The organism is Maritimibacter dapengensis (assembly GCF_019218265.1).
GTDB classification, from domain to species: domain Bacteria; phylum Pseudomonadota; class Alphaproteobacteria; order Rhodobacterales; family Rhodobacteraceae; genus Maritimibacter; species Maritimibacter dapengensis.
Genome location: NZ_JAHUZE010000001.1, coordinates 643,013 through 668,212 on the forward strand (window position 1 = coordinate 643,013; position 25,200 = coordinate 668,212).

25 protein-coding genes and 1 pseudogene are annotated in these 25,200 nt (G+C 63.0%); 16 read left to right on the plus strand and 10 right to left on the minus strand.

Features of this window, described 5'->3' with window-relative positions; genetic code table 11:
* Positions 1-28 precede the first annotated feature (28 nt).
* The 5 genes from ppdK (at position 29) to glmM (ending at position 6,721) form a co-directional block, all read left to right on the plus strand.
* Positions 29-2,599 (plus strand): pyruvate, phosphate dikinase, encoded by a 2,571-nt coding sequence (gene ppdK / locus KJP28_RS03220; RefSeq protein WP_336245287.1) that lies wholly within the window; start codon positions 29-31, stop codon positions 2,597-2,599.
* Positions 2,600-2,780: 181 nt separating this feature from the next.
* Entirely contained in the window at positions 2,781-3,428 is a 648-nt protein-coding gene (locus tag KJP28_RS03225; protein WP_218390787.1) for a cell wall hydrolase, read from the plus strand.
* Positions 3,429-3,485: 57 nt separating this feature from the next.
* The gene (locus tag KJP28_RS03230) at positions 3,486-4,406 is read left to right on the plus strand and encodes a dihydroneopterin aldolase (RefSeq protein WP_218390788.1); all 921 of its coding nucleotides are present in this window, start codon (positions 3,486-3,488) and stop codon (positions 4,404-4,406) included.
* Complete coding sequence (gene folP / locus KJP28_RS03235) at positions 4,403-5,368, plus strand: dihydropteroate synthase (RefSeq protein WP_218390789.1); 966 nt, start codon at positions 4,403-4,405, stop codon at positions 5,366-5,368. Before KJP28_RS03230 ends, folP begins: the two co-directional genes overlap by 4 nt.
* Before the next feature lie 6 nt (positions 5,369-5,374).
* Positions 5,375-6,721 carry a phosphoglucosamine mutase gene (gene glmM, locus KJP28_RS03240; protein ID WP_218390790.1) on the plus strand — a complete coding sequence of 449 codons (1,347 nt, stop codon included), beginning with the start codon at positions 5,375-5,377 and terminating at the stop codon, positions 6,719-6,721.
* A 79-nt stretch (positions 6,722-6,800) separates the two neighbouring features.
* Here the strand turns inward: glmM and KJP28_RS03245 are convergent, their stop codons facing one another.
* Positions 6,801-7,721, minus strand: a complete 921-nt coding sequence (locus tag KJP28_RS03245; RefSeq protein ID WP_218390791.1) for a DMT family transporter — start codon at positions 7,719-7,721, stop codon at positions 6,801-6,803.
* A 74-nt stretch (positions 7,722-7,795) separates the two neighbouring features.
* Positions 7,796-8,818: a ketol-acid reductoisomerase gene (ilvC, locus tag KJP28_RS03250; protein ID WP_218391679.1), complete on the minus strand. Its 1,023-nt coding sequence runs from the start codon at positions 8,816-8,818 to the stop codon at positions 7,796-7,798.
* 135 nt (positions 8,819-8,953) lie between these two features.
* On the opposite strand from ilvC, the gene KJP28_RS03255 reads away from it, so the two are divergent.
* From KJP28_RS03255 to KJP28_RS03265, 3 genes are all read left to right on the plus strand, one after another.
* Positions 8,954-9,412, plus strand: a complete 459-nt coding sequence (locus KJP28_RS03255; protein WP_218390792.1) for an Lrp/AsnC family transcriptional regulator — start codon at positions 8,954-8,956, stop codon at positions 9,410-9,412.
* On the plus strand, positions 9,409-9,861 hold the full coding sequence (locus tag KJP28_RS03260) for an Lrp/AsnC family transcriptional regulator (RefSeq protein WP_218390793.1): 453 nt from the start codon (positions 9,409-9,411) through the stop codon (positions 9,859-9,861). The genes KJP28_RS03255 and KJP28_RS03260 overlap by 4 nt, the downstream gene beginning before the upstream one ends.
* A gap of 140 nt (positions 9,862-10,001) precedes the next feature.
* Complete coding sequence (locus tag KJP28_RS03265; RefSeq protein ID WP_218390794.1) at positions 10,002-10,814, plus strand: DUF6635 family protein; 813 nt, start codon at positions 10,002-10,004, stop codon at positions 10,812-10,814.
* Here the strand turns inward: KJP28_RS03265 and KJP28_RS03270 are convergent.
* Genes KJP28_RS03270 through KJP28_RS03280 form a run of 3 tightly spaced genes read right to left on the minus strand, consistent with a single transcriptional unit; the run spans position 10,811 to position 12,266 of the window.
* Positions 10,811-11,155 (minus strand): hypothetical protein, encoded by a 345-nt coding sequence (locus tag KJP28_RS03270; RefSeq protein ID WP_218390795.1) that lies wholly within the window; start codon positions 11,153-11,155, stop codon positions 10,811-10,813. The genes KJP28_RS03265 and KJP28_RS03270 overlap by 4 nt on opposite strands.
* 2 nt (positions 11,156-11,157) lie before the next feature.
* Positions 11,158-11,856 carry a DUF599 domain-containing protein gene (locus tag KJP28_RS03275; protein ID WP_218390796.1) on the minus strand — a complete coding sequence of 233 codons (699 nt, stop codon included), beginning with the start codon at positions 11,854-11,856 and terminating at the stop codon, positions 11,158-11,160.
* Positions 11,856-12,266 (minus strand): CopD family protein, encoded by a 411-nt coding sequence (locus KJP28_RS03280; RefSeq protein WP_218390797.1) that lies wholly within the window; start codon positions 12,264-12,266, stop codon positions 11,856-11,858. The genes KJP28_RS03275 and KJP28_RS03280 overlap by 1 nt, the downstream gene beginning before the upstream one ends.
* Before the next feature lie 347 nt (positions 12,267-12,613).
* Here KJP28_RS03280 and KJP28_RS03285 point away from each other — a divergent pair, with 347 nt between their 5' ends.
* The 4 genes from KJP28_RS03285 to KJP28_RS03300 are packed head-to-tail and all read left to right on the plus strand — an operon-like array spanning position 12,614 to position 17,443.
* Positions 12,614-14,107 carry an FAD-linked oxidase C-terminal domain-containing protein gene (locus KJP28_RS03285; protein WP_218390798.1) on the plus strand — a complete coding sequence of 498 codons (1,494 nt, stop codon included), beginning with the start codon at positions 12,614-12,616 and terminating at the stop codon, positions 14,105-14,107.
* 21 nt (positions 14,108-14,128) lie between these two features.
* Positions 14,129-15,277, plus strand: coding sequence for a glycolate oxidase subunit GlcE (glcE, locus tag KJP28_RS03290; protein ID WP_218390799.1), 1,149 nt, complete (start codon positions 14,129-14,131; stop codon positions 15,275-15,277).
* A 1-nt stretch (position 15,278) separates the two neighbouring features.
* Positions 15,279-16,586, plus strand: a complete 1,308-nt coding sequence (gene glcF, locus KJP28_RS03295; protein ID WP_218390800.1) for a glycolate oxidase subunit GlcF — start codon at positions 15,279-15,281, stop codon at positions 16,584-16,586.
* Positions 16,587-16,621: 35 nt separating this feature from the next.
* Positions 16,622-17,443, plus strand: a complete 822-nt coding sequence (locus KJP28_RS03300; RefSeq protein WP_218390801.1) for a trypsin-like serine peptidase — start codon at positions 16,622-16,624, stop codon at positions 17,441-17,443.
* Positions 17,444-17,470: 27 nt separating this feature from the next.
* Here the strand turns inward: KJP28_RS03300 and KJP28_RS03305 are convergent, their stop codons facing one another.
* Positions 17,471-18,376: an SDR family NAD(P)-dependent oxidoreductase gene (locus tag KJP28_RS03305; RefSeq protein ID WP_255552162.1), complete on the minus strand. Its 906-nt coding sequence runs from the start codon at positions 18,374-18,376 to the stop codon at positions 17,471-17,473.
* Positions 18,377-18,610: 234 nt separating this feature from the next.
* Here KJP28_RS03305 and KJP28_RS03310 point away from each other — a divergent pair.
* The 4 genes and pseudogenes from KJP28_RS03310 to KJP28_RS03325 form a co-directional block, all read left to right on the plus strand.
* Positions 18,611-19,039: pseudogene (locus KJP28_RS03310) on the plus strand (AraC family transcriptional regulator); the annotation flags it as partial.
* Between the two features lie 66 nt (positions 19,040-19,105).
* The gene (locus tag KJP28_RS03315) at positions 19,106-19,414 is read left to right on the plus strand and encodes a helix-turn-helix transcriptional regulator (protein ID WP_336245308.1); all 309 of its coding nucleotides are present in this window, start codon (positions 19,106-19,108) and stop codon (positions 19,412-19,414) included.
* Between the two features lie 149 nt (positions 19,415-19,563).
* Positions 19,564-20,019 carry an Hsp20 family protein gene (locus KJP28_RS03320; protein WP_218390804.1) on the plus strand — a complete coding sequence of 152 codons (456 nt, stop codon included), beginning with the start codon at positions 19,564-19,566 and terminating at the stop codon, positions 20,017-20,019.
* Positions 20,020-20,177: 158 nt separating this feature from the next.
* A complete protein-coding gene (locus KJP28_RS03325; protein WP_218390805.1) occupies positions 20,178-20,654 on the plus strand; it encodes a globin domain-containing protein in 477 nt (158 codons plus the stop codon).
* 108 nt (positions 20,655-20,762) lie between these two features.
* Here the strand turns inward: KJP28_RS03325 and KJP28_RS03330 are convergent, their stop codons facing one another.
* The 4 genes from KJP28_RS03330 to wecB all read right to left on the minus strand — a co-directional run bounded on the left by KJP28_RS03330 (position 20,763) and on the right by wecB (position 25,190).
* A complete protein-coding gene (locus KJP28_RS03330) occupies positions 20,763-22,241 on the minus strand; it encodes an NAD-dependent succinate-semialdehyde dehydrogenase (protein WP_218390806.1) in 1,479 nt (492 codons plus the stop codon).
* Between the two features lie 72 nt (positions 22,242-22,313).
* Positions 22,314-22,868, minus strand: a complete 555-nt coding sequence (locus KJP28_RS03335) for a hypothetical protein (RefSeq protein WP_218390807.1) — start codon at positions 22,866-22,868, stop codon at positions 22,314-22,316.
* A 49-nt stretch (positions 22,869-22,917) separates the two neighbouring features.
* Positions 22,918-23,910, minus strand: a complete 993-nt coding sequence (locus KJP28_RS03340; RefSeq protein WP_218390808.1) for a P1 family peptidase — start codon at positions 23,908-23,910, stop codon at positions 22,918-22,920.
* Positions 23,911-24,062: 152 nt separating this feature from the next.
* On the minus strand, positions 24,063-25,190 hold the full coding sequence (gene wecB / locus KJP28_RS03345) for a non-hydrolyzing UDP-N-acetylglucosamine 2-epimerase (protein WP_218390809.1): 1,128 nt from the start codon (positions 25,188-25,190) through the stop codon (positions 24,063-24,065).
* Between the last annotated feature and the right edge of the window lie 10 nt (positions 25,191-25,200).

Consider the following 25,200-nt stretch of genomic DNA (forward strand, 5'->3'; position numbering starts at 1 on the left):
ACTATGTTATAAAAAAAACTATGCTGCGGTGCAGAAAGTGTTGGAACGAGCCGGCTACACAGAGATAACCCCGACTGCCTCGGTTGATACGAACCGTCATGGCGGGCGTGCGAAGTGTCTTCAGCGTCTGATTCGGCTGGACATGCCGGTTCCGCGCACGCTTGCGCTCGATTTCGACACGGTTCGTGAAATTTCGCTCGGCAAATTGCCAGACATTCCCTCGATCCTCGGCCTCTTCGATCGTCCGCTTCTGTCGGTCCGACCATCGAGCGAGGATGCCGATTGGGGCGGGCCTTCGGCGATCCTGAACATCGGGATGAACAACGAGAAGCACCGCAAGCTCGCCGAAAGCCATGGCGAAGATGCGGCGAACGCGCTCTACCTGCGGTTCATTCGGTCCTACGCGATCCATGTGGCACGGCTCGACCCGGACGAGTTCGAGTTGACCGGGGCGTCGGATGGCCGCGCTCTGGAACACGCGCTCACGATTTATGAGGAAGAGACCGACGAGTATTTTCCGCAGGACATCGGCGATCAGCTGTCGGAAGTCCTGCGCTCCATGGCGCGCGCCTGGGAGGGGACGACGGCCCGGCTCCTGCGCGAGGCGCGTGGCGCACCGAAAGACGCGGGGCTTGGCCTGGTCGTTCAAGAGATGGCCCTTGGCGTCGGCAAAGGTCCGTCCGGCTCGGGCGTCATCCAGTTCGTCAACGGCCAGAGCGGCGAACGAGAGGTGCGTGGCCGCTACATGGCGCGAAGCCAGGGTCGCGATGCTCTTGTCGACAAGAACGAGCGCGAAGTCATATATCTCGCCAAGGACGAACGCGGGCCCTCGGTCGAAGACCGGCTGCCGGCCGCCTACGCGGACCTGATGAGATATGGCGATCTGTGCCGCAACCGACTGCGTGAAGAAATGCAGATCGAGTTCACCATCGAGAATGAACAGCTGCATATCCTCGATGCGGTCAGGGTCAGCCGGTCCCCGCGCGCGAATCTGAACATTGCGGTTGCCCTCGCGCAGGACGCGATCATCTCGGAAGAAGAAGCCGTGATGCGCGTGCCGCCGCGCTCATTGACCGAAATGCTTCACAGTCAGGTCGATCCGAACGGGCCGCGCGACGCCATTGCCAAGGGGATCGCGGCCAGCCCAGGCGCGGCGACCGGCAAGATCGTATTCACCTCCCGTGGGGCGCAGGCGCTGGCGGCACAGGACGAGGATTGCATCCTTGTGCGCCGTGAGACGACCCCGGAAGACATTCGCGGCATGCATGCGGCGAAAGCGGTTTTGACCGAACGGGGCGGGATCACCAGCCATGCAGCGGTCATCGCACGGGGGCTCGGGCTTCCTTGCGTTGTCGGTGCGTCGTCGATCAAGCTCGACCGCAAGAACAAGGTGTTGCGCACTGCCGATGGCCGGACCTTCGCGGAAGGCGAGGTCATCACGATCGACGGATCGGCTGGCGAGGCGCTTTCGGGGGCGGCAGAGATGCTTGAACCGGACCTTGGAGAAGCGTTCCAGACACTGCTCAGCTGGGCGGACAATGCCCGCGACATCGGCGTTCGGGCCAATGCGGATACACCTGCAGACGCCGCCAAGGCGCGAACCTTTGCCGCCGAAGGGATCGGGCTGTGCCGGACCGAGCACATGTTCTTCGAACAGGAACGTCTTCTGGCCATGCGCGAGATGATTTTCGCCGATACGCCCGAAGATCGCCGGGCCGCGCTCGACCGGATCGAACCGATGCAACGCGCTGATTTCATCGAATTGTTCGAGATCATGAGCGGGCTTCCGGTCACGATCCGGCTTTTCGACCCGCCCCTGCACGAATTCCTGCCCCATGCCCGTGAAGGCATGGTGGAGCTTGCCGATGCGCTGGACCTCGCCGTGTCCGACGTGACCCGGCGTGTCGAGGCGTTGAGCGAATTCAACCCGATGCTGGGGATGCGTGGTGTGCGGCTGGGCGTCACGGTGCCGGAAATCTACGACATGCAGGCGCGGGCGATTTTCGAGGCGACCATCGAAGCTTCGAAGACCGGAGCACCGGTGGTGCCGGAAATCATGATCCCGCTCGTGTCTGCGAAGCGGGAAGTGGAAATCGTGAAGTCCCGGATCGACAGCGTGGCCGCGCAGGTGCGCGTGGAGCGGGGCGTTAAGTTCGACTATCGCCTCGGCGTCATGGTCGAAACACCGCGCGCTGCCCTGCGCGCCGGCGAGATTGCGCAACATGCCGCGTTCCTGAGCTTCGGCACGAACGATCTTACGCAAATGACCTATGGCCTTTCGCGCGACGATGCGGGCCGGTTCATGGGGCAATACGTGAGCCAGGGCGTTTACGAGGAAGATCCGTTCCATACGCTGGACATCGACGGTGTCGGGGAGCTTTTGCAGATGGGGGCGGAACGTGGTCGCGCGAGCAATCCGGACGCGACCCTTTCGATCTGCGGTGAGCACGGCGGCAACCCGGAATCCATCGCGTTCTGTCGGAACGCGGGGTTCGACTACGTGTCGTGCTCGCCGTTCCGGGTGCCGGTGGCACGGCTCGCCGCTGCGCATCTTGCGATTCATGATCGCGGTGCGGCCCGGTCGCGCGTGACCCGCTGACGTAAAGTCGGCGATCTGAAAACACACATATTGTGAGTAACTTGAGCCAGCATACTTCATGCGGGGCATTAAGTAATTTTGGCAGCTAAAACTTTACCGAAAGCGGATCTTCGCTTATGGTGCCGCCCAAATGAGCGGGGAGAACTCCGCCGTATTCGAGGCTTTTCGAGGGAACGGTTTCATGTTCAGAATTCTTGCAACCGCTGTGGCGGCGTGGATGTCGGCTGTGCCGGCTCAGGCCGACAGCACGTCGGACCCGTCAGGCAGCTTCAGACAACTCGCCGGCATCGAACGCGACAGTTTCGCAGCCTTGTCCGAATCCCGGCTCGAGGAAGTTACCCGACGCCATTCGGGATGGACGTTGTTCAAACGCCCCGACCCGGCGGCGCCCGCGACGGTCCCGGACGAGGTCTGGCTCTCGAAGCAGCCCGATGTGCAGCAGGGCGACCCGGCCTGGCAATGTCTGACCGAAGCGCTCTATTTTGAAGCGCGCGGTGAGTCTCATCACGGCGTATTCGCGGTCGCGGAGGTCATACTGAACCGCGTGGAGAGCCCAAGGTTCCCGAATTCAGTCTGTGGTGTGATCAAGCAAGGCGCTGCGCGGCATCTGAGTTGCCAATTCACCTATGCCTGCGACGGGCGGCCCGAACATGTCGCCGAACCGCGCGCCTACGCGCGTATGGGCAAGGTCGCTCGCGCGATGCTCGACGGCGCGCCGCGGACGCTGACCGGGGGCGCAACGTTCTACCATACGACCGGGGTGAATCCGCGTTGGGCGTCGCGCCTGTCTCAGACGGCACAGATCGGTGTGCACCGCTTCTATCGCTGATTTCCCACTTTCCATTCGCTCTGATCGCGGGCAGTGTCAGCCGCCAAGGAGACTGCCATGCCATCTGAATCCCGTCTGGCCTTCGAACATCCCGAAGTAAGAGCCGAAGCGGACGGCCAGCCGACGACGCCACCCGACCGGATTTCGTTGCGGGATCACGTGGTCGAGGCCGATATCGGCGCGTTTCAGCAGGAGCGGGGCACGTCGCAAAGGCTGCGTTTCAACGTGGTTGTCGAGGTCAAGCCACCGCAGGCGCCGCTCGACGACGATGTGGACAGGATCCTGTCCTACGACACGATCACCGAGGCCATCGCGCTTGAGCTTGGTGCCGAGCGGCTCAACCTTTTGGAGACCCTGGCCGAACGGGTCGCGGACCGCATTCTCAACGAGCCACAGGCGCTTCGGGTGTTCGTGCGTATCGAAAAGCTCGATCGTGGTCCCGGGGCGCTCGGCGTCGAAATCGTTCGCACGCCGGGGCAGGCGGCGCCGGTGTCGCTTTCGGCGGAGGACATTCCGCATCCGGTCGTCGTTCACCTGTCGAACGAGGCGATCCGCAGCGCCGAGTTGATCGGGCTTCTCGATGCGCTGGAGGCAGGGGACTCGCCTGCGATCCTGTGCGTAGGGCCGCCGGACGGGACGATGGCCGAGACCGGCCGTGCCCTGCCGGATCGGCGGATTTCGCTTCTGGCCTACGAGGTGAACGCCTGGGTGCTTGCTGCGCGGGACCGTCGTTGCGTCGTGGTCGGCACGCGGACCGAACTCGACTGGGCTATGAAGCATGGTCAGATCTGCGTCTGGGCGCCCTACAAGATCGTGCTGGATGCCGTCGATGGGGCGGATGTCGATGTGACCGACCCTCTGGCAATGACCGCGTGGTTTGCCGCGTTGATGCAGGCCGACGAGATCCTGTCGGTCGGCGGTGCGGCACCGCAGTCGGACCTGCCGACACGAAGTCTCGCGGTCGGGGAGACATTATGAGCCGATGGGCAGAGGCGACGCCAGGCACCGGCCATCGCCCTGCCGGCGCGAGAATGCTGGCGGGGATGTCGGGCCTCTGGTTTGACACCGTCCACGGACCGGACGATGAGACGACCCTTGCGCGGATATCGGAACCGCGGCCCGACCTGTGCGGCCTGACGCTCGACCGCCCGCGCGTGATGGGCATTCTGAATGTGACGCCGGACAGTTTTTCGGATGGTGGGGACCACAGCGATCTTGGCGTGGCTGTTGCGCGGGCGCGTATCATGTCCGGGGAATGTGACATCATCGACATCGGCGGTGAAAGCACACGTCCCGGAGCGGGCGAGGTGCCGGCAGCCGAGGAAATTGCGCGGGTTGTTCCGGTCATCGCCGCGATCAGGGAGGCGGGGATTTCGACGCCGATCTCGATCGACACGCGCAAGGCGCGGGTGGCGGACGCGGCGCTCGACGCCGGGGCCAACATGGTCAATGATGTGTCTGCCTTCGAATTCGACCCGGAACTGGCCGACCTCTGTGCGGAACGGGACGTGTCGGTCTGTCTTATGCATGCCAAGGGGCTGCCCGAGACCATGCAGATCCGCCCGACCTACGAGGATGTGGTCGGTGAGGTGATGGATCACCTCATGGCGCGGATTGCGTTCGCCACGTCGAGGGGTGTCAGGCGCGAGCGGATCGTGACCGACCCTGGCATCGGTTTCGGAAAAACGCTGGACCACAACCTGACCCTGCTTCGCCACCTTACGGTGTTTCACGACCTTGGATTGCCTGTCTTGCTGGGCGCGTCGCGCAAGCGTTTCATCGGTGTGATCGGCGATGCAGAGGCGGCGAAGGACAGATTGGGCGGCTCGCTCGCCGTGGCGCTTTACGGCGCGGCCCGCGGGATGCACATATTGCGGGTGCATGATACGAAAGAAACGTCGCAGGCATTGAAGCTGGCGCGGGCGTTGCAAGGGGATTGATTGGCCATGACGAGGAAATTGTTCGGGACCGATGGGGTCAGGGGACTTGCGAATACCCATCCGATGACGGCCGAAATGGCGCTCAAGCTCGGCGCGGCTGCCGGGCGTCACTTTCGCCGGGACGGGGCAAGCGGCCACCGCGCGGTGATCGGCAAGGACACGCGCCTGTCGGGCTACATGATCGAGAACGCGCTGACGGCCGGATTGACCTCGACGGGAATGAACGTGCTCCTGCTCGGACCGGTCCCGACGCCGGCTGTGGGCCACCTGACCCATTCGATGCGCGCGGATGTGGGCATCATGATCTCTGCGTCGCACAATCCGTTCAACGACAACGGCATCAAGTTCTTCGGCCCGGATGGCTTCAAGCTCTCGGATGAGGCGGAGGCCGAGATCGAGGGGCTGGTCGAGACCGGTGCGGAGCTCGTTCCTGCGGATCAGATCGGACGGGCGAAACGGATCGACGAGGGGCACCAGCGGTATGTCGAATTCATAAAGACCACCGTGCCGGCTGCGGTGCGGCTCGGTGGGCTCAAGGTCGTGATAGATTGCGCAAATGGCGCGGCCTACAAGGCTGCGCCCGAAGCTCTGTGGGAACTGGGTGCGGATGTCGTGTCGATGGGCGTCACGCCCGACGGCATGAACATCAACCTGGGCTGCGGTTCGACGGATACGGCGGCGGCGCAGGATGCGGTTCTGCGACAAGGTGCGGACATCGGCATCTGTCTCGATGGTGATGCGGACAGGGTCATGATCATCGACGAGAAGGGCCGGGTCGCCGACGGCGACCAGCTCATGGCGTTGATGGCGGACCGCTGGGCCGAAACCGGGCTTTTGAAAGGCGGCGCGTTGGTGGCGACGGTGATGTCGAACCTGGGCCTCGAGCGGTTCCTCATGGGCAAGGGCCTGAGGCTCGAGCGGACGAAGGTGGGTGACCGCTATGTCGTCGAACGGATGCGCGAAGGTGGCTTCAACCTTGGGGGCGAGCAATCGGGGCATATCGTGATGACCGACTATGCCACGACCGGGGACGGGTTGCTCGCCGCGATGCAGTTTCTCGCCGCAATGGTTCAGACTGGCAAGCGGGCGTCGGAGCTTAGCCAGGTGTTCGACACTGTGCCTCAATTGTTGAAAAACGTGCGGTATGAGGCCGGAAAATTGCCCTTGGAAGCCGAAAATGTTCGAAATGCGATAGAGGGGGCCGAGGCTGACCTCAACGGTCGAGGACGGCTCCTGATCCGGAAATCGGGGACCGAGCCGTTGATCCGCGTGATGGCCGAATGCGAGGACGAGGCCCTGTTGGGTGACGTCGTTGACCGTATCGTGGCCGAGGTCGAACGCGCGGCGCTTTGAAGATGCGGCCCGGCCCGCGTCTATTGAGAGAGCCGAGAGCTGACGAGCGTTCCTGTCGCGCGTGCTTGAAATCCGCCAGTCAGGACCGCAGGCGAGAGACGACCCGTGTCAGCGCCTCCCATTGGCTGATCGCCATGCCTACGAGAATGATTGCCAGAGCGACGAGCAGGGTAGACGGCAGCGTCTCCCCTAAGATCCAGGCCCCAAGCACGGTCGAGATCACGGGAACGATGTAATTCACCAGGCCCATGAAGGTTGGCCCGGCGCTTCGGATCAGGACGACGCGCAGGAAATTCGCGCCAGCTGTCGGGATGAGCCCCAATGCGGCGAGCGCCACAAAGGTTTTGGCGTCGGGCATGGGTGGTGGCCCGTCGAGTGCGAAGGCCAGTGGCAGGATCGCAACCGCACCGACGATCATCAGAATCGATGCCAAGCCGATCGCGTCGACCGGGGGAAGCCATCGCATCATCACCGACCCGACGGCATAACACGCGGCGGTCCCGAGCACGGCGAGGCGACCCAGAGTTTCGAATTCCGCGCCCGTGGAAGAAAACACCTGGCCTCCGACGAGGAGCACCACGCCCACGAAACCGATGAGAAACCCGACGAAGGCGCGCAATCGCATCCGCTCTCCCGGCACGGTGAAATGGGCAAGGGGCAGGACCATGAAGATCACCGTCGCCATGGTCACGCCGGCATAGGCCGAGGTGACGCTTTGCTGGCCCCAGGCCAGAAGCGTGAAGGGGATGGTCGAAGACAGGAGCGCGACAATGACGAGCCGGATCGCATCGCGCCGCGTGGGGCGTTGGTGAAACAGTGCCCACCCGCGTGCGCCCCAGATCAAGGTCATGAGAAGGGCCGCGAAAATGACGCGCGCGGCCGCGACCCAGGCTGGCGTCATGCCCCGCAGGGCGATTTCGATGACGAGGAACGTGGAGCCCCAGACCAGCCCGAGCGTTACGAGCATGCCCCAGCTTTTCCAAGTGATCTGCCTGCTCATACGCTCTCCTGTCCGCTAGACGAAAAGACCCCGACCAAAGGCCGGGGTCAATCCGTCACCAAACGTCGTGACGCTTAGTTCTTTTCCTTGTCGACCATCTTGCCAGCCGAGATCCACGGCATCATGCCGCGCAGCTTGGCGCCGGTTTCTTCGATCTGGTGTTCGTCATTGATACGACGCGTGCCTTTGAAGAACGGCTGACCAACGGCGTTCTCCTGCATGAAGTCACGCACGAATTTGCCGGTCTGGATATCGGTCAGGATGTCTTTCATCACCGCTTTCGTCTGGTCGTAGGGCAGGACGCGCGGACCCGACACGTATTCACCGTATTCGGCGGTGTTCGAGATCGAGTAGTTCATGTTCGCGATGCCGCCTTCGTAGATCAGGTCCACGATGAGCTTCACTTCGTGCAGACACTCGAAATAGGCCATCTCGGGCGCGTAGCCAGCTTCGACGAGGGTTTCGAAGCCCATACGGATCAGTTCGACGAGACCGCCGCAAAGCACGGCCTGTTCGCCGAACAGATCGGTTTCGCATTCTTCACGGAAGTTGGTTTCGATGATGCCCGAGCGACCGCCACCGATGGCGGAACAATAGGACAGGCCGATTTCCATGGCCTTGCCGGTCGCGTCGTTGTGGACCGCCACGAGGCAGGGAACGCCGCCGCCTTTGACGTATTCGCCGCGCACGGTGTGGCCGGGGCCCTTGGGTGCCATCATGATGACGTCGACGCCCTCTTTCGGCTCGATCAGCCCGAAGTGGACGTTCAGGCCGTGGGCGAACGCGATTGCGGCGCCTTCGCGCAGGTTCTCGTGAACGTATTTCTTGTAGGTTTCGGCCTGAAGCTCATCGGGCATGGTGAACATGATCAGGTCGGCCCAGGCGGCGGCTTCGGCGATGCCCATGACCTTGAGCCCTTCGCCTTCGGCTTTCTTGGCCGAGGGCGAGCCTTCGCGGAGCGCCACGACGACATTCTTGGCGCCCGAGTCGCGCAGGTTCAGCGCGTGGGCGTGGCCCTGCGACCCGTAGCCCAAGATGGCGACTTTCATGTCCTTGATGATGTTCACGTCGCAATCGCGATCGTAGTAGACGCGCAGGCTCATGGCGTGCTCCTTTTCATTTGAAACTGTCGGCATCCTAGAGTTTCCGTCCCGAATTGGGTTGCAAAAGACGCTTATTTAGCGAATACCTCGCCGCAATCATGCGCTGAAATCGAGTTTTGCGAGAAATTCATGCAAATCGACGATACTGATCGCCGCCTGTTGCGTCGCCTTCTGGCCGAGCCGAATCTGTCGCTTTCGGACCTGGCGGATCTCGCCGGTGTCACTCCGGCAACCGCATCGCGTCGCCTTGACCGGCTGACCCGCGCCGAGGTCATAACGGCACAGCGGGCGGTGATCGACTGGTCGAAACTGGGCTACGGCGTCGAGGTGTCGTTGCGGTTCACGCTCGACAAGACCGACGCACGCGCCTTCGACGAATTCATAGCCGCGGCCCGCGATGTGCCCGAAGTGACGCAGATCCAGACCTTCCTGGGCAAGGTCGATGTCCGGTTGCACGTGATTGCGCGGGATATGTCGCATTACCAGGAGATCTACCGATCCCGCATCCTTACACTGCCTCATATCGCCGAGATCGAGGCGCTGATGCAGGTCGCGTCGATCATGGAAGTGGAGGCGCTGCCGCTATGACGCTGGACGAAACAGACCGCGCGTTTCTAAGGGCGCTGTCGGACGATGCGACCTTGTCGGCCGGGGCGCTGGGGCGGCGGTTCGGGATGAGCCAGCCGGCGGCGTGGCGGCGGGTGAAACGACTGACCGAAAGCGGGGTCCTGGCCGGCAAGAGGATCGAGATCGACCGCGAGGCGCTTGGATTCGGTGTGACGGTGTTCCTCGGCGTAAAGCTCGCCACCAAAGGGCGGGTGAGCCTTGAGGATTTCGAACGTGCGGTGACCGCGATCCCAGAGGTCCAGCTCGTGCACCACGTCCTGGGTTTGTACGATTATCGCCTTCGGATCGTAGCGCGGGACCTTTCGGATTTCGAACGCATCCTGCGACGACGGATCATGACGCTCCCCGGTGTGGGTGAAGTCGAGGCCAATGTCATGCTGTCGGAGGAGCGTCTGGCCGGGCCGTTGTGACGTCGGGCGGCGTGTCGCCAAGTCCCCGGCGCGGCGCGACGAAAGATGGATCGCGCGACTGCCGGAGGGCGTTTCCTGGCTGTCGCGCCCTCCCGCGCAGGGGACGTGACAATCGTTCTCCCAAAGCCCATATCCAAGGGATGGATCACACGCAGGGACGGGCCCGAGATACCGAAATCAAGCGTTTCGTGCGCGCGCAATTCGGCTTTCGCGGAACCCTGCGCCTGCATCGTGCGGCGCTGGGATGGGATATCCTGCGTGCGCCGGTGAACCTTTTGCTCGCGCCGGTCTTCCTCTTGATCCGCGTGGGCGCCCTCGTCGCGAGGCTCGCGAAGGCGCCGGATCTGGCTCGCTGGCTTTCGCAACGCAACGTATTCTTGGAGACGGAAGTCTCGCGGCGCGTTGCCCGCGCGGTGCGGGGTTTGACCGACGAGTTCGTCCAAAAAGGCAGCCTTCCCCGCGTGGAGCCCGCGCGTCGTGACCGGGCCATCGCCGAGTACGTGAGCACCCGGGGCGCGGTGGCGGAAATCGTCACGATCATGATCGTCCTCTTGGTCGGGATCGTGCTCTTTCGCATGGTGACGCCGGGTATCGTCTCGCTCGCCGGTCCCGTGACCGAAATGCGGGCGCTGACCCGTGCGGTCGAGGGGTTCCCTCTCGGTCCGTTCCTTGGTCGCGCTTGGTTTTCGGTGTTTCCTGTGCGGTTCGGCCTTCTGGACCTCTTGGCGACCGGCGCGGGCCTTGCCGTTTTGGCCTCTCTCGTCACAACCTTCGCAGGCGTGATTGCGGACCCCTTTCAGGTCGCGACCGGAACGCATCGGCGGCGCCTGTCGCGTATGATGGATCGGTTGATGCGGGATGAAGACGGGCCGGGACTTGAACGCGAGCACCTTGCGGCGCGAGCGGCCGACCTGTCGGATGCGGCGCTTTCGATCTGGCGGATCTTTCGCTAGTCGCGCGAAACGCCCGCGCGATCGTCGGTCCACCCGTCCACATTGCAACGCGCACGCACGAAAAGCGGCCCATCCGGCACATCGTCCAGCCGAAGTGACCGCGTAAAGGGCTGTTCAGCTTCATGCGGATGAGCGAGTTCTCGGATGCCGAGCGAGAGGCCGTTCTGATCCAGCACCTCCCAACCGTCGGCGTAGTGATCCCACCCGGTGTCGGGATGGCTGAGGGTCACATGAACGGTCGATCCTTCCAGCCAGGCCGCCTCGATCTTCGGAGCGTCGGCATGGGCGGTCCCCGGCAGCAGGACGGGCAGACACCAAAGGGCGATGGTCAATGAGCGCATGATCAGTGGGTATCCAGTTCCAGAAGCACGGCGCGGGATTTCGATGCGAATTCGCGCCGCCAGAGAACCACGAAGCAGATCACGGTGGAAATCACCAAGGCGAGAGGACCGATCAGCCACGCCAGCGCCGCCATCGCGAAATAGATCGCGCGCAGGCCGCGGTTGTAGCTGCGCGCCGCGTTGATGTTGATCTCGGCGGCCTTTGCGGCACGGGGGTAGGCGGCGGGATCGTCCGGCTCGTTCGGCACGCTCGCCATGACAACGGCGCAATAGCCGAACAGGCGGTGCGCCCAGACGAATGCGAGGAAACCGGCGGCGACGAGAACGATCACGATCAGGATCTTGGCCTCCCACACGTGATCCGGCGCGAGCTCGCCGGTGGTCAGGTCCTGCGCCACACCGAGGAGCCGCTCGGTATTGCCCAGAAGCGCAAGCCCCCCACCGATCGCGATCATGCAGGCCGAGGCGAAAAAGGTCGTGCCCTGACGCAGCGATGCGAGCACGGAGCTGTCGAAGATGCGGGGCTGTCGGGTGACGTATTGGCGCAACCACTCGCGGCGGTAGGATTTCATCACCCGCGACGTAGACGGGCGGCCGTCGGTCGAGTGCTCGATCAGCCAGCCGATCCCCTGCCATGCCAGCAGGAGACACAGGAATGCCGCGATGTCGAGCAGGGTGAAACCGGTCAGAAGCTCCGGCATCAGAACGGCTGCCGCACGACAGCCCAGAGGATCGCCAGCACCACGAGGACGGAGATTTCGTTGAAGATACGCAGGAACCTGTCACTGTCTTCGAAGACGCCGCGTTGCGCCTTTATCACCAGTCGGCCGGTCCAGACGTAGTGAAGCGCGAGCACCACGACGAGACCCAGCTTGAGCCAGACCCAGCCGGGGAACCCGAGCGTCCAGGCAAGCCAAAGCCCGGTCAGCGCGGCGATTACCCCGAGACCAGCGGAAAAACGATAAAGCCGGAATGTCAGATCACCGATCGGGCCATTGGCCGAATGTCGATCCCAGTCGCGTTTCCAGTAGATGATCGCGCGAGGTACCGCAAAGATCGACGTCATCCAGCCCATGACGCAAAGAATGTGAATGATCTTGACCCAATCCATGCGCCGAATTGACCCATTTTGGGGCACCTGCGCAAGGGGTGAGGGCCGGGGCGTCGGGAATGCGTGTTTGATGTCCTCGCGTTGGAGCGATCGGCCTCGCAGCCTTTGCACGCCAAAGGGATTCCGGAATTCTAGGATTCTAGAAAACTAGAATCTTGAATGTGATTTGGATTCAAGCACTTGCGAGTAGTTCCTTGTCGATAGGTTAACAATTGCCTCGGTTTGGCCATGCGCGCGCGAATGGATTAGGTGTCAAGACGCTTGCATTGACTGCGCCATTGCGACCACTAGGAGGGCGCCTGGAAATGCGCTAATCCTCGAAACGCCAGAGCCAGCCGGAGGCCGCCATGGACATGCCTGTTCCCGATCCCGACATTCTCGCGCGTAAGGCCGAGATATCCACGCGCTTGCGCAGCGTTCTTCCAGAGGACGCTGTGATTACCGACGAGATCGAACTCAAGGCCTATGAATGCGACGCATTGTCGGCCTATCGCTGCCCGCCACTCTGTGCGGTTCTTCCCGCTACGACCGATGAGGTTTCGGCGATCATGCGGATCTGTCACGACATGGGCGTGCCCGTAGTGCCGCGCGGGTCGGGCACGTCGCTCGCAGGGGGGGCTTTACCGACGTCAGACAGCGTTATTCTGGGTGTCGCGCGAATGGCCGATGTGCTCGAAACGAATTATGCGGACCGCTATATCCGGGTTCAGAGCGGTCGCACCAACCTGTCCGTCACCGGCGCGATCGAGGAAGACGGGTTCTTCTACGCGCCCGACCCGTCGAGCCAGTTGGCCTGCGCCATCGCGGGCAATATCGCGATGAATTCCGGCGGGGCGCATTGCCTGAAATACGGGGTGACGACGAACAACCTGATGGGCGTGACCATGGTCATGGCAGATGGCGAGGTCGTGGAGCTGGGCGGCCCGCATCTGGATGCGGCGGGCTTGGACCTGCTCGGTCTCGTCTGCGGATCCGAAGGGCAGCTGGGGGTCGTCACCGAGGCCACTTTGCGCATTCTCGCAAAGCCTGAGGGCGCACGGCCCGTGCTGGTCGGGTTCTCGTCCAATGTGGTGGCGGGGGCATGCGTGTCCGATATCATCAAGGCCGGTATTTTGCCTGTGGCGATCGAGTTCATGGATCGCCCCTGCATCGAGGCGACCGAGGCCTTCACGGGCGCGGGATATCCCGATTGCGAAGCCCTTCTCATCATCGAGGTCGAAGGCAGCGAAGCGGAAATCGCGGACCAGTTGGGCCGTATCACCGCCATCGCGCGCCGGCATGACCCGATCGAGATCCGCGAAAGCGCGTCGGCTGATGACAGCGCGCGCATATGGCTCGGGCGCAAGAGCGCGTTCGGTGCCATGGGTCAGAAGGGCGATTACATCTGTCTGGATGGCACGATCCCGGTCGGCGAACTGCCGCATGTGCTGGAACGGATCGGCGAACTGTCGTCGCAATACGGTCTGGGTGTCGGTAACGTGTTCCACGCCGGAGACGGCAACATGCACCCATTGATCATCTACGATGCCAACAAGCCCGGAGATCTCGACAAGGCCGAAGCAATGGGTTCGGACATCCTCAGGCTCTGCGTCGAGGTCGGCGGCTGTCTGACCGGCGAGCATGGCGTAGGTATCGAAAAGCGCGATCTGATGGGCGTACAGTATTCACCGGAGGATCTCGAGCTTCAGATGCAGGTGAAGGACGTTTTCGATCCAGCCTGGCTCCTGAACCCGGCCAAGGTCTTTCCGCTCGAGGCGTCGGCGAAGCGGCGCGAGAACCAGACTTCGCCCATGGAGGCGCAGTCGCCGAAAGCGGGGGACGCCGTCCCTCACACCTCCTGAAAAATTTGGAAACCGGATAAGATGAAAGCGACGAGCGAGGCGGAACTGGCCGAGGCGATCGGGGGGGCGACGGGTCCGCTCAGGATCATGGGTGGTGGCACGCGGGATGTGGGGCGCCCGGTGGCAGGTGAGGTGCTGGAGGTCGGACTGACAGGTGTCGAGCTATACGAACCCGGCTCTCTGACGCTCGTGGTCAGGGCCGGAACGCCCCTTGCCGAAATCGAAAAGCTGCTGGCGAACGAGGGTCAGCGATTGGCGTTCGAGCCGTTGGATTTCCGCGGGTTCCTGCAACCTGGTGACAGGCACGCGTCCGCCGTCTCCACCATTGGCGGCGTCGTGGCCGCCAACGCGTCAGGGCCGCGCCGTATCCAGGCCGGGGCGGTCCGCGATTTCACGCTCGGGATGCGGTTCGTTGACGGAACGGGCCGCATCGTTAAAAACGGCGGGCGCGTCATGAAGAACGTGACGGGGTACGATCTGGTGAAACTCGTGGCCGGGTCGTGGGGAACGCTCGGTGTCATCAGTGAGATCAGCCTCAAGGTTCAGTCCATCCCGGAAACCGAGGCCACACTTGTCGGCCACTGCGACAGCGTGGATGACGCGGTCGCGCGGATGTCGGCGGCGCTCGGGTCTCCGTTCGACGTGACCGGGGCCTGCGCCGATCTGAGAGGGCGCGTGTCGATCCGGCTCGAAGGTTTGGAAGGCTCGGTGGACTATCGCGCCCGGGCACTTTCGTCCGGGGCGCTCCAGGGTTTCGAGAGGGTCGATGCCGAAACGAGCCGCGAGATATGGCGCGGCGTGACAAGTCTGGAGGCGTTCCAATCCACCCCCGCCACCGACGTCTGGCGGATCAGCCTGCGTCCGAGCGACACGCCGGCCTTCATGGATGCGGTCGAAGACATCGCCGCGAATGCGGTGTTCGATTGGGGCGGGGGGCTCGTCTGGCTGGAAACCAAGGAAGGTCTGGTTACGCAGGACGCGGCCGGCTTGATACGCGACACGGCCAACCGTTTTGGCGGTCACGCGACCTTGATGCGAGCATCTGCTTCGGCACGCGCCGCGCTTGACGTTTTCCAACCTCAAGCGCCCGGACTTGCGCGGTTAAGCGCCGCTATCAAGCAGAAATTCGACCCCAGGGGCATTCTGAACCCCGGGCTGATGGGATACTGAGATGCAGACCTTTTTCACCGAAGAACAGCTGCAGGATCCGGGCATCGAACGCTCGAACGAGATTCTGCGCGCCTGTGTTCACTGCGGATTTTGCACGGCGACCTGCCCGACCTATCAGGTGTTGGGCGATGAATTGGACAGCCCGAGGGGCCGCATCTATCTCATCAAGAACATGCTCGAAAGCGGGCGTCCGGCGGATGAGAAAACCGTCAAACATATCGACCGCTGCCTGTCCTGCCTCGCCTGCATGACGACCTGTCCGTCCGGCGTGCATTACATGCACCTCGTCGACCATGCGCGGGTGCATATCGAGAAGACCTACAAGCGGCCCCTGATGGACCGGATGCTGCGCTGGACGCTGGCGCGTATTCTGCCATATCCGGGGCGCTTCCGGCTTGCGCTATTGGGCGCCAAGATCGGCAAACCGTTCCGGGGTCTCGTGCCGGATGCCCGTCTGCGCGCCATGTTGGCGATGGCGCCCAAGCAGATCCCGGCGGTGAGCCGGAACGATGATGCGCAGGTGTTCCCGGCCAAGGGTGAGCGCAAGAAGCGTGTGGCGCTGATGACGGGCTGTGCGCAACGCGCGCTCGACACCGACATCAACGACGCGACGATCCGGCTGCTCACCCGGCTTGGTTGCGATGTTGTGGTGGCCAAGGGGCAGGGCTGCTGCGGTGCTCTGACCCATCACATGGGCAAGGAAGCCGAAGCGCATGGGACGGCGGCCAAGAACATCCGCGCCTGGACGGCCGAGATGGACGGCGAGGGGCTCGATGCGGTGGTCATCAACACCTCGGGCTGCGGCACGACGGTCAAGGATTATGGCCACATGTTCCGCACGACCGACATGGCCGACGATGCCAAGCGGGTCAGCAATATTGCGCGAGACGTGTCGGAGGTGCTGACGGATCTCGGCATCGACTGCGCGCCGATGGGGCATCGCGTCGCGTATCACGCGGCCTGTTCGCTGCAACATGGCCAGCAAATCAAGAGCGCGCCCAAGGATTTGCTGCGGGCCGCCGGGTTCGAGGTCGTGGAGCCCGCCGACCCGCATCTGTGCTGTGGCTCGGCGGGGACATACAACCTCATGCAGCCCGAGATTTCCGCGAAGCTGAAAGACCGCAAGGTGCGCACGCTCGAAGCCAAATCGCCCGAGATCATCGCGGCCGGGAACATCGGCTGCATGGTGCAGATCGGCGGCGGGACCGAGGTCCCGGTCGTGCATACCGTCGAGCTTCTCGACTGGGCGACGGGCGGTCCGAAACCGCGCAAGCTCGCGGGGCTTCAAGCCACAATTTCGCCCGAATAACCGGCTACGTCCCGGCAATAAACACGAGGCAGTTCATGACGCGCATCCTTGTCGCCCTGGTATCCCTATGGTTTGCACATCCCGCTTGGGCGGAAACGTCGCCTTTACAAGCGATGATGACCGGCAACGACAGCAAGGGCTGGGAGGGCGTCGGCAGGCTCAATATCGGGGGCGAGGTGATGTGCACCGGGTCGCTGATCTCCGAAACGCTTGTCCTGACCGCTGCGCATTGCCTGTTCAAGCCCGGAACCGGAGAGCGCTACGCAGATTCCTCGATCGAGTTTCTGGCTGGCTGGCGTGGTGGCCGCGCATCGGCATACCGGTCGGTGCGTCGCAGCCTCGTGAACCCGAAATACGACTTCCATGGCGCGGACACGACCCGGCGGGTCTCGCACGATATTGCGATTCTCGAACTCGATCAGCCCATTCGCAAGTCGAGCGTGACGCCGTTCGAGATCGGTGAGAGACCGCGCAAGGGTGCTGAGGTCGGCGTCGTGTCCTATGCCAAAGACCGTGCCGAAAGACCGTCGATCCAGGAGACCTGCAAGGTCCTAGCCCGACAGCGGGGCGCGCTGGTCCTGAACTGCGACGTGGATCGCGGGTCCTCCGGCTCACCGGTGTTCGTGCTGGAAGCGGGCGAGGTGCGGATCGTCTCGGTCGTATCCGCCAAAGCCCATGCCGGGGATCTGCCCGTGTCGCTTGCGACGGGTCTCCAGGACGCGATTGACGGGATGCTGGCGGAGATCGCCACCACGGACGGCATGTTCACGCATGTGCAGGCCAAACCGCTTCCGCAGGTCGTGAAGCGCGAAGGTGGCGCGGCTGGAAGCGCGAAATTCGTTCGCCCCGACGGGTGAAGCCGCACGTTAGGGCATCACGATGGGTCAGGCTTCGGCCCGGAGCCGGTTCACCAGAAGCGACTTGTCGAGAATGACATCGCGCATCGCGGTCAACTCAGCCACGTCCCACGTCGCGCTAAGATACCGGCCCCGCGCCCAGTCGGCTTGTCCCGACGTCAGCCAGACGATGAAACAGGCCGCGAGGTCCGGCTCGTCGATAAGGTATTGGTGCATCCCTTCGGGCATCGCGTGGCCAAGCTCGGTCGCGACGCCGCCGGGGTGGATCGCGAAGCTCTTGATTCCGTCCGCACCGTGATCGCTCTGGACGAATTCGCAGAGGCGGTTGATCGCGTGTTTCGATGTCTGGTAGTCCGACGCGCCATCCATGAGGAGCTGCGCCCCGATCGACGACAGCAGGATCAGATGGCCGCCTGACCCGCCTTCGCTCTCAAGCCGTTCGGCGGACTTGATCAGGTGGGGGAGGGTAAAGCGCGCGACGTGGTAGGCACCGCGCAAGTTCACCTCCCAATTGTACCACCACGCCTCAGGGTCGGTCTCGCCGATTTTCGCCCAGCGGCCGAGATACCCCGCATTGGCGTCGGCAACGTCGATGCCGCCGAACATCTCGACGCAGCGGGCGACGGCGGCCTCGACCTGCGCCGCGTCGGTGACGTCGCAGACCGAAAAGGCGCAGGTGGTGTCGGGATTGGCTTGGGACACGAGGCGGCAGGTTTCTTCGAGCGCCTCTTGCGAGCGCGCGGTGACATAGACCGCGCGCGCCCCGGCCTCGGCAAAGGCGATGGCGGTGGCTTGTCCGATCCCGCGTGACGCGCCCGCGATGAACACGACCTTGCCGGTTGCGGTGCCGGCCAAAGCGCCTTTGGGGTCGATTTCGGTATAGCGGGTATGCCGTTCGGTCAGGTTAAGGCTCTGAGGCGGTTCATAGGGCATCGGGCGGTCTCCTGCTGGGTTTTCCATGTCACTTGCGTACCAAAATGAGACGGCACCCGCCTGCCACATCCTCCGCAAGGCCTGCCTATTCCTCCAAAAGCACAAGATTCCGTGTGCGAAGCCGCGCGCCTGACGCTAACTTCGGCGGGCACAAGGAGAATGAACATGGACCTGACCCGGCTGACCGCATTGGCCCTTGATTGCGTGGCATATGGCGATGGAAACGTCGGTGTCATGCCGGGTCTGACGGTCCTTGGTCGGTCGGAAAAAAGCGATCTGGAAGCCTATGTGTATGAGCCGGTCTTGTGCCTGATCCTTCAAGGGAGCAAGCGCGTCTCGATCGGGGAGCAGGACGTTGAAGTGCTTCCCGGCAACGCGCTTCTGGTCAGCCATGATCTCCCCGTCCTGTCGCGGATCACGCGGGCGAGCGCCGCCGAACCCTATCTCGCCCTGATCCTGACGCTCGACCTTAGCCTGATGCGTGGGCTGCGTGACATGGTCGGGCACGATCCAGTGTCCGGGCGCTCGCTGACCGTTTCGGCGGCATAGGCCGGGTGGCTTTCGGCCTTGACCAGATACATGGAGATGAAGGATGCGCCGCTCGATGCGCAGGTGCTTGGCCCCGACACGTTGCGCGAACTCCATTATCGGCTGCTCGTCTCGCCTCTCGGCGGCCTGCTTCGCGGACTTCTCGATGCCGACAGCCATTCGAGCCTGATCGCCGCCGCGATTGGCAGAGTCAGGTCAGACTTCCGGTCCCCGATCAGCGTGCCGGACCTCGCCCGAGCCGTGGGCATGAGCGCGTCGTCGTTTCACGAGCACTTCAAGGCCGTGACCGGTACGACGCCGCTTCAGTATCAGAAGGCGCTGAGATTGACCGAGGCGAAGTCGATGCTCTTGAACGAGGGGCATTCGGTGGCCCAGGCCGCCTTTGCCGTCGGATACGAAAGCCCGACCCAGTTCAGCCGGGATTACCGCCGGAAATTTGGCGTCGCGCCAAGCCGGGACGGCGCGCGGCAAACCGCACCGGCCGCGTGAATATCCGGGTCTTGAAACCCGAAAAAAGTCCCCCAAATCTATTCCACGGACGCCGAATTCGGGTTCGTGTATTCCGCCTGTCCCATGTCGGGAAGGCTCCACATCGTCAGTGCATGCTGACACGAACATCGCTCAATGGAGGATGACCCATGCGTAACTTCGATATGACGCCCCTGTACCGGGCAACCGTTGGTTTCGACCAGATCGCCGATCTCATGGACCGCGTGATGACCCATGAAACGGGCCGCGAAACCTACCCCCCCTACAACATCGAGAAGACCGGCGAAGATGGCTGGCGCATTTCTGTCGCCGTGGCCGGATTCACCGACGAAGAACTCGATGTCGAGGTGAAAGAGCAGACGCTTCACATTTCGGCCCGCAAAGCCGACGAGGACGAGGCGCGCACCTACCTTCATCGCGGCATCGCCACGCGCGCCTTCGAGCGTCGTTTCGCGCTCGCCGACCACGTTCGCGTGACGGGGGCGGTGCATGAGAACGGGATGCTCCACGTCGACCTCGTGCGCGAAGTGCCCGAGGCGCTGAAACCGCGCCGGATCGAGATCGCCAAGTCGGACGATCTTGAAGCCAAGGCCATCGAAGCCTGATCCCGGCGAGAGCCCGAAAACGCGGCGCGGATGGCCTCCATCCGCGCCTTTCTTCTGTCCGGTTTTTCGAAAATTGGAGCCAAATGGCCCGGCCGGGACAACGCTTTGTAAGGGATTGCGGGGCTACGCCGTTCACCGTGGATTGGAGGTGAGAGGCTATGCACGATATCAATGTGAACGCAGCGGTGGTCAGCACCTGCATGGAAGCGCTTTTTCCGATCAGGCATCAGTTTGCGGATCGGTTCTACGCGAAATTGTTTCACCAGATGCCACAGGTGCGGGAGTTGTTCGTGCACGACCCGCGGCGTCAGAACACCATGCTGTTCTCGGTTATCTCGATGGTTCTGAAAGGCATGGACGCCGGACGGAACATGACGGTCGAGATGGCGGAGTTCGGTCGCCTCCACGCGAAAGCCGGCGTTCGGGAGGAACAGTTCCCGATCTTCGGCGCGGTCTTTCTCGACACGTTGATCGAGTTTCTGCCGGACATGGATCACCCCCGGATCGCCAAGGCGTGGTGGGGTGTCTACACCGACGTTTACGAGGCGATCATCGAGGGCATGAAAGCGGAACGTGCCTTTCAGGCCGAGGACCGCCGGGTATTCCGGGCCAATTCGGGTCGCGCGCTGAACTGATGAGCGCGGCTATTGCCGCGCACGGGGGCCAGCCCCCGCAGGTGAACGGCCAGGGCCGTTCACCACCCCCGAAGTATTTCTGAAACGATGAAGGGGATCGGTCCGCCGTCAGACCGACAGGCAGATGTATTTCATCTCGAGAAAATCGTCGATCCCGTGGCGGGAGCCTTCTCGCCCAAGGCCCGATTGCTTCACCCCGCCGAACGGTGCGACCTCGGTCGAGATGATGCCGGTGTTCACGCCGACGATCCCGTATTCGAGCGCTTCCGCCACTTTGTAGACCCGGCTCAGATCGCGGGCGTAGAAGTAGGATGCGAGGCCGAATATCGTGTCGTTCGCCTTTGCGATCACGTCGTCCTCGTCGGTGAACCTGAACAGCGGCGCGAAGGGGCCGAAGGTTTCTTCGGTAGCGCAGGCCATGTCCTGCGTCGCGTTCTTCACGATGGTCGGTTGATAGAAAAGCGGGCCGAGATCGAGAGGCGCGCCACCGAGGATGACTTCGCCCCCCTTGTCGGTCGCGTCCTTCTGATGCTCACGCACCTTTTCGATCGCGCCTTGCGACACCAGGGGACCGAGGTCGGTGTCCGGGTCCAGCCCGTCTCCCACCTTCAACGCGCTGACTGCCTTTGCGAAAGCCTCTGCGAAGGCGTCATAGATGCCGTCCTGCACGTAAATGCGGTTGGCACAGACGCAGGTCTGGCCATTGTTGCGGAATTTGCACGCGATGGCGCCCTGCACGGCGGCGTCGATATCGGCGTCGTCGAACACGATGAAGGGCGCGTTACCGCCAAGTTCCATTGAACATTTCATCACCTGGTCCGCCGCTTGCCGCAGAAGGATGCGACCTACTTCGGTCGAGCCCGTGAAGGTCAGCTTGCGCACCGTCGGGTTTTCGCAGAATTCCTTGCCGATCTCGGAAGAAGACGACGACGTCACGACCGAGAAGAGCCCCTTGGGCAGTCCGGCGCGCTCGGCCAGCACGGCCATGGCGAGCGCGGACAGAGGCGTCTCGCCCGCCGGTTTCGCCACGAAGCCGCAACCGGCCGCCAGAGCGGGACCCGCCTTGCGTGCAATCATGGCGTTGGGGAAGTTCCACGGCGTGATCGACCCGACGACGCCAACGGGCTGCCGGATCACCATGAGCCGCTTGTCGGGCTGGTGGCCCGGGATCGTCTCGCCATATACCCGTTTGCCTTCTTCGGCGAACCATTCGACGAAGGACGCACCGTAGGCGATTTCGCCCTTCGCTTCGGTCAGCGCCTTGCCCATTTCGGCGGACAGGATCGTGCCGAGGTCGTCCTGGTTCTCCATCATCAGGTTGAACCATTTGCGCAGGATGTTCGCGCGGTCTTTGGCCGTTTTCTGCTGCCAGCCTTTCTGTGCGTCTGCCGCCGCCGCGATGGCGCGCGCGGTTTCGGCGCGGCCCAGGTCCGGCACGGTGCAGATGACATCCCCGCGCGACGGATTGCTGACCTCGAAGGTGCGGCCATCATCGGCGTCGATCCACGCGCCCGCGACGAAAGCCTGGGTCGCGAGCAAAGAGGGGTCGTTCAGGAGCGACAGGAGGTCGGTGTGATCACGGGGCATGGCAGTCTCTCATTTTGGGTGGATGCACTATGTCGGGCCGTAGATGAAACGACTGGCCGAGCGGCCAGGTTCCTATCCGCCGAAGGTCTGAAGGCTCGCGTAGTCGATCGTGGACAGGATCATCAAGAGGACGCCCACCTCGGCGCCCTCGGCCTGCACCATGATCCGGTTATCTACGAGCGCGGTCAGCGTGCCGTCGTCATTTATGAATTTCTGCCGCCCGACGCGTTCGATTTTCATGCCCAACATGGCCGCGTTGGAAATCATCGCGCCGGTCGCGGCGATCATGGGATTGTCGGCGACCATCATCACTGTGAACGTATCGGTGCCATTCGTATATTCGGCTTCGGCATGTGTGCCGCCACCGATGAACCCCATCACATTGCTGGAATTGTTCTGGATTTCGCGGGTGTAGCCCTCGGGCGCGACCGGCAGAAAGCTGGACAGCGCGTTCGATTTCATCGCGGTCAGCAGCGATTTTGCATATTCCAGCTCTTCGATCGCATAGTCGATGTCGCCTTCTTCATAGGCCTGAAGCGCGCTGGACATGGTGTCGGTCACGTCGTCCGCGAAGACAGGTGCGGCGGCGAGTGCGAGGCTGGCGGTCAGGACGGCCATGGATTTCATGTCTCTCTCCCTTGGTTGGTCCGGATCGTCGCCGGGCGGCCCGACGCTGTCAATCCGCTCCGAAACGGTCGGACCAGGGGGGAAGAAGATCACCCGGCGCGGCCGTGGCGTGATATACGCCCCGCGCGATGGCTCGCGCAAGGCAGGTGGCCGCGGCATGACCGATCAGCATGAGGTCGATGTCCGGCGCATCGAGGCGGCGCGCACCTGTGGCGGCAGCGAAGACGAGATCACCGTCATGAGGCGTATGGCTGGGGACGATCGCGCGGGCCATGCCGTCATGCGCGGCGGTGGCGACACGCGTCGCCTGTGCCTGGGTCAGCACAGCGTCCGTTGCGACGATGGCGATGGTGGTGGCAGTTCGTTGGGTGAGTTTTGTCACCGGCACTTCGCCGGGATCGAAACCTGTTACCGGGCCGCGATTGCCGAACTCGCCATCGAACTCCCATGGGGTGGCCCAGAATTCACCTTTCGGCCCGGTTACGCTCCCCACCGGGTTTACCGCGACGAGCGCGCCGACGCTCACGCCATTGTCCAGAACGAGCGAGGCCGATCCGAGCCCGCCTTTCAACTCTGCGGTCAGCGCACCAGTGCCGGCCCCGACGCTGCCGAGTGCGACATCCTCGGTCGCTGCATCGAGCGCCCGCCGGCCCAGCGCCTTGTAGGGATTGTCCGCCCAGGATTTGTCGCCGCCGTTGATGAGGTCGAACAGGATCGCACCCGGCACGATCGGAACCCGCTGGGCGCCGACCTGAAAGCCGCGCCCCTGCTCGCGCAGCGCATCGGCAACGCCGGACGCGGCGTCGAGGCCGAAGGCCGAGCCGCCGGAGAGCACGAGCGCGTCGACTTCCTGCACGGTCTTGTCGGGGGCAAGAAGGTCGGTTTCCCGCGTTCCTGGCGCGCCACCCATGACATGCACGCCGGCCACGAACGGCGATGTGCCGATCAGCACGGTTGCGCCGGACTTCAAGGTGGCGTCCGATGCGTTGCCGACCATCAGTCCGGCAATATCCGTGATCGAGTTCCTTGGTCCGGGTCGCATGTCGTGCCTGTCCTGTCGTTCGGGTTGGTGAGGGGAAGCGCCGATACCGGACCCGCGATTCCCGTGGTCCGGGCGTTTCATCATAACCCGATCCGACGGTGCCGATCCAATGCAGTTGCGAAGATGTCGGTGGTATCGCTTCGCGGCAACCCTCAGCGGTGCCAGACGACGCGGTTCACGAAATCGGTGTAGCTGTGAATGATACGGACGATTTTTTCCGAAACATTGACGGCGCTGTAGTCCTGCACGAGGTGAAGCTGCCTGTCTTCGCCGCGGCCCTGACTGGCAAGAATGGAAAGCCCCTGCGCCACGCGTTCCGGGTTCATTCCAACCATCATCACCGCGCCTTCTTCCATGCCCTCGGGGCGTTCGTGTGTCTCACGGATATTGAGAGCAGGGAAATTCAGGATCGAACTTTCTTCCGTGATCGTCCCGCTGTCGGACAGCACCGCCCGCGCGTTGACCTGCAATGCGTTGTATTCGGTGAACCCGAATGGCTTCATCTGCCTGACGCGGTCGTCCAGCTTGACGCCGCTGGCTTCAATCTTCTTTCGCGTGCGAGGATGGCTCGAAAGGATCACCGGCATGTCGTAGTCGGTCGGGAGCATGTTGAGTATCTCGACCAGCCCTGCGAATTGCTTCGGGTTCTCGATGTTTTCCTCCCGATGGGCGCTGACCACGAAATAGCCTTGCTTCTCGAGGCCGAGACTGTCGTGGACATCGGAGGATGCGATGCGGTCGGCATACGCGCCCAACACTTCGCGCATCGGGCTGCCGGTGACGATCACGCGCTGCGGGTCCAGCCCCTCGGCGACGAGGTAGTCGCGGGCGATCTGGCTGTAGGGCAGGTTGATGTCGGCGGTGTGATCCACGATGCGACGGTTGATCTCTTCCGGCACGCGCATGTCGAAACAACGGTTCCCGGCTTCCATGTGGAACGTCGGAATTTTGAGCCGCTTGGCCGAAATCACCGCGAGACAGGAGTTCGTGTCGCCCAGAACAAGCACCGCGTCCGGGCGGTGCTCGTCGAGCACACGGGCCGAGGCGGCGATGACATTGCCGATGGTTTCCGCCGCCGTTTCACCGGCGGCTTCGAGAAACACGTCAGGCTGACGCAGGCCGAGATCCTCGAAGAAAACGCCGTTCAGTTCGTAATCGTAATTCTGGCCGGTATGGACGATCAGGTGATCGCAATGCCGGTCGAGCGCCGCCATGACCCGAGACAGGCGGATCAACTCGGGCCGGGTGCCGACGATCGTGGCGACTTTCAGTTTCTTCACCTGCATCTCC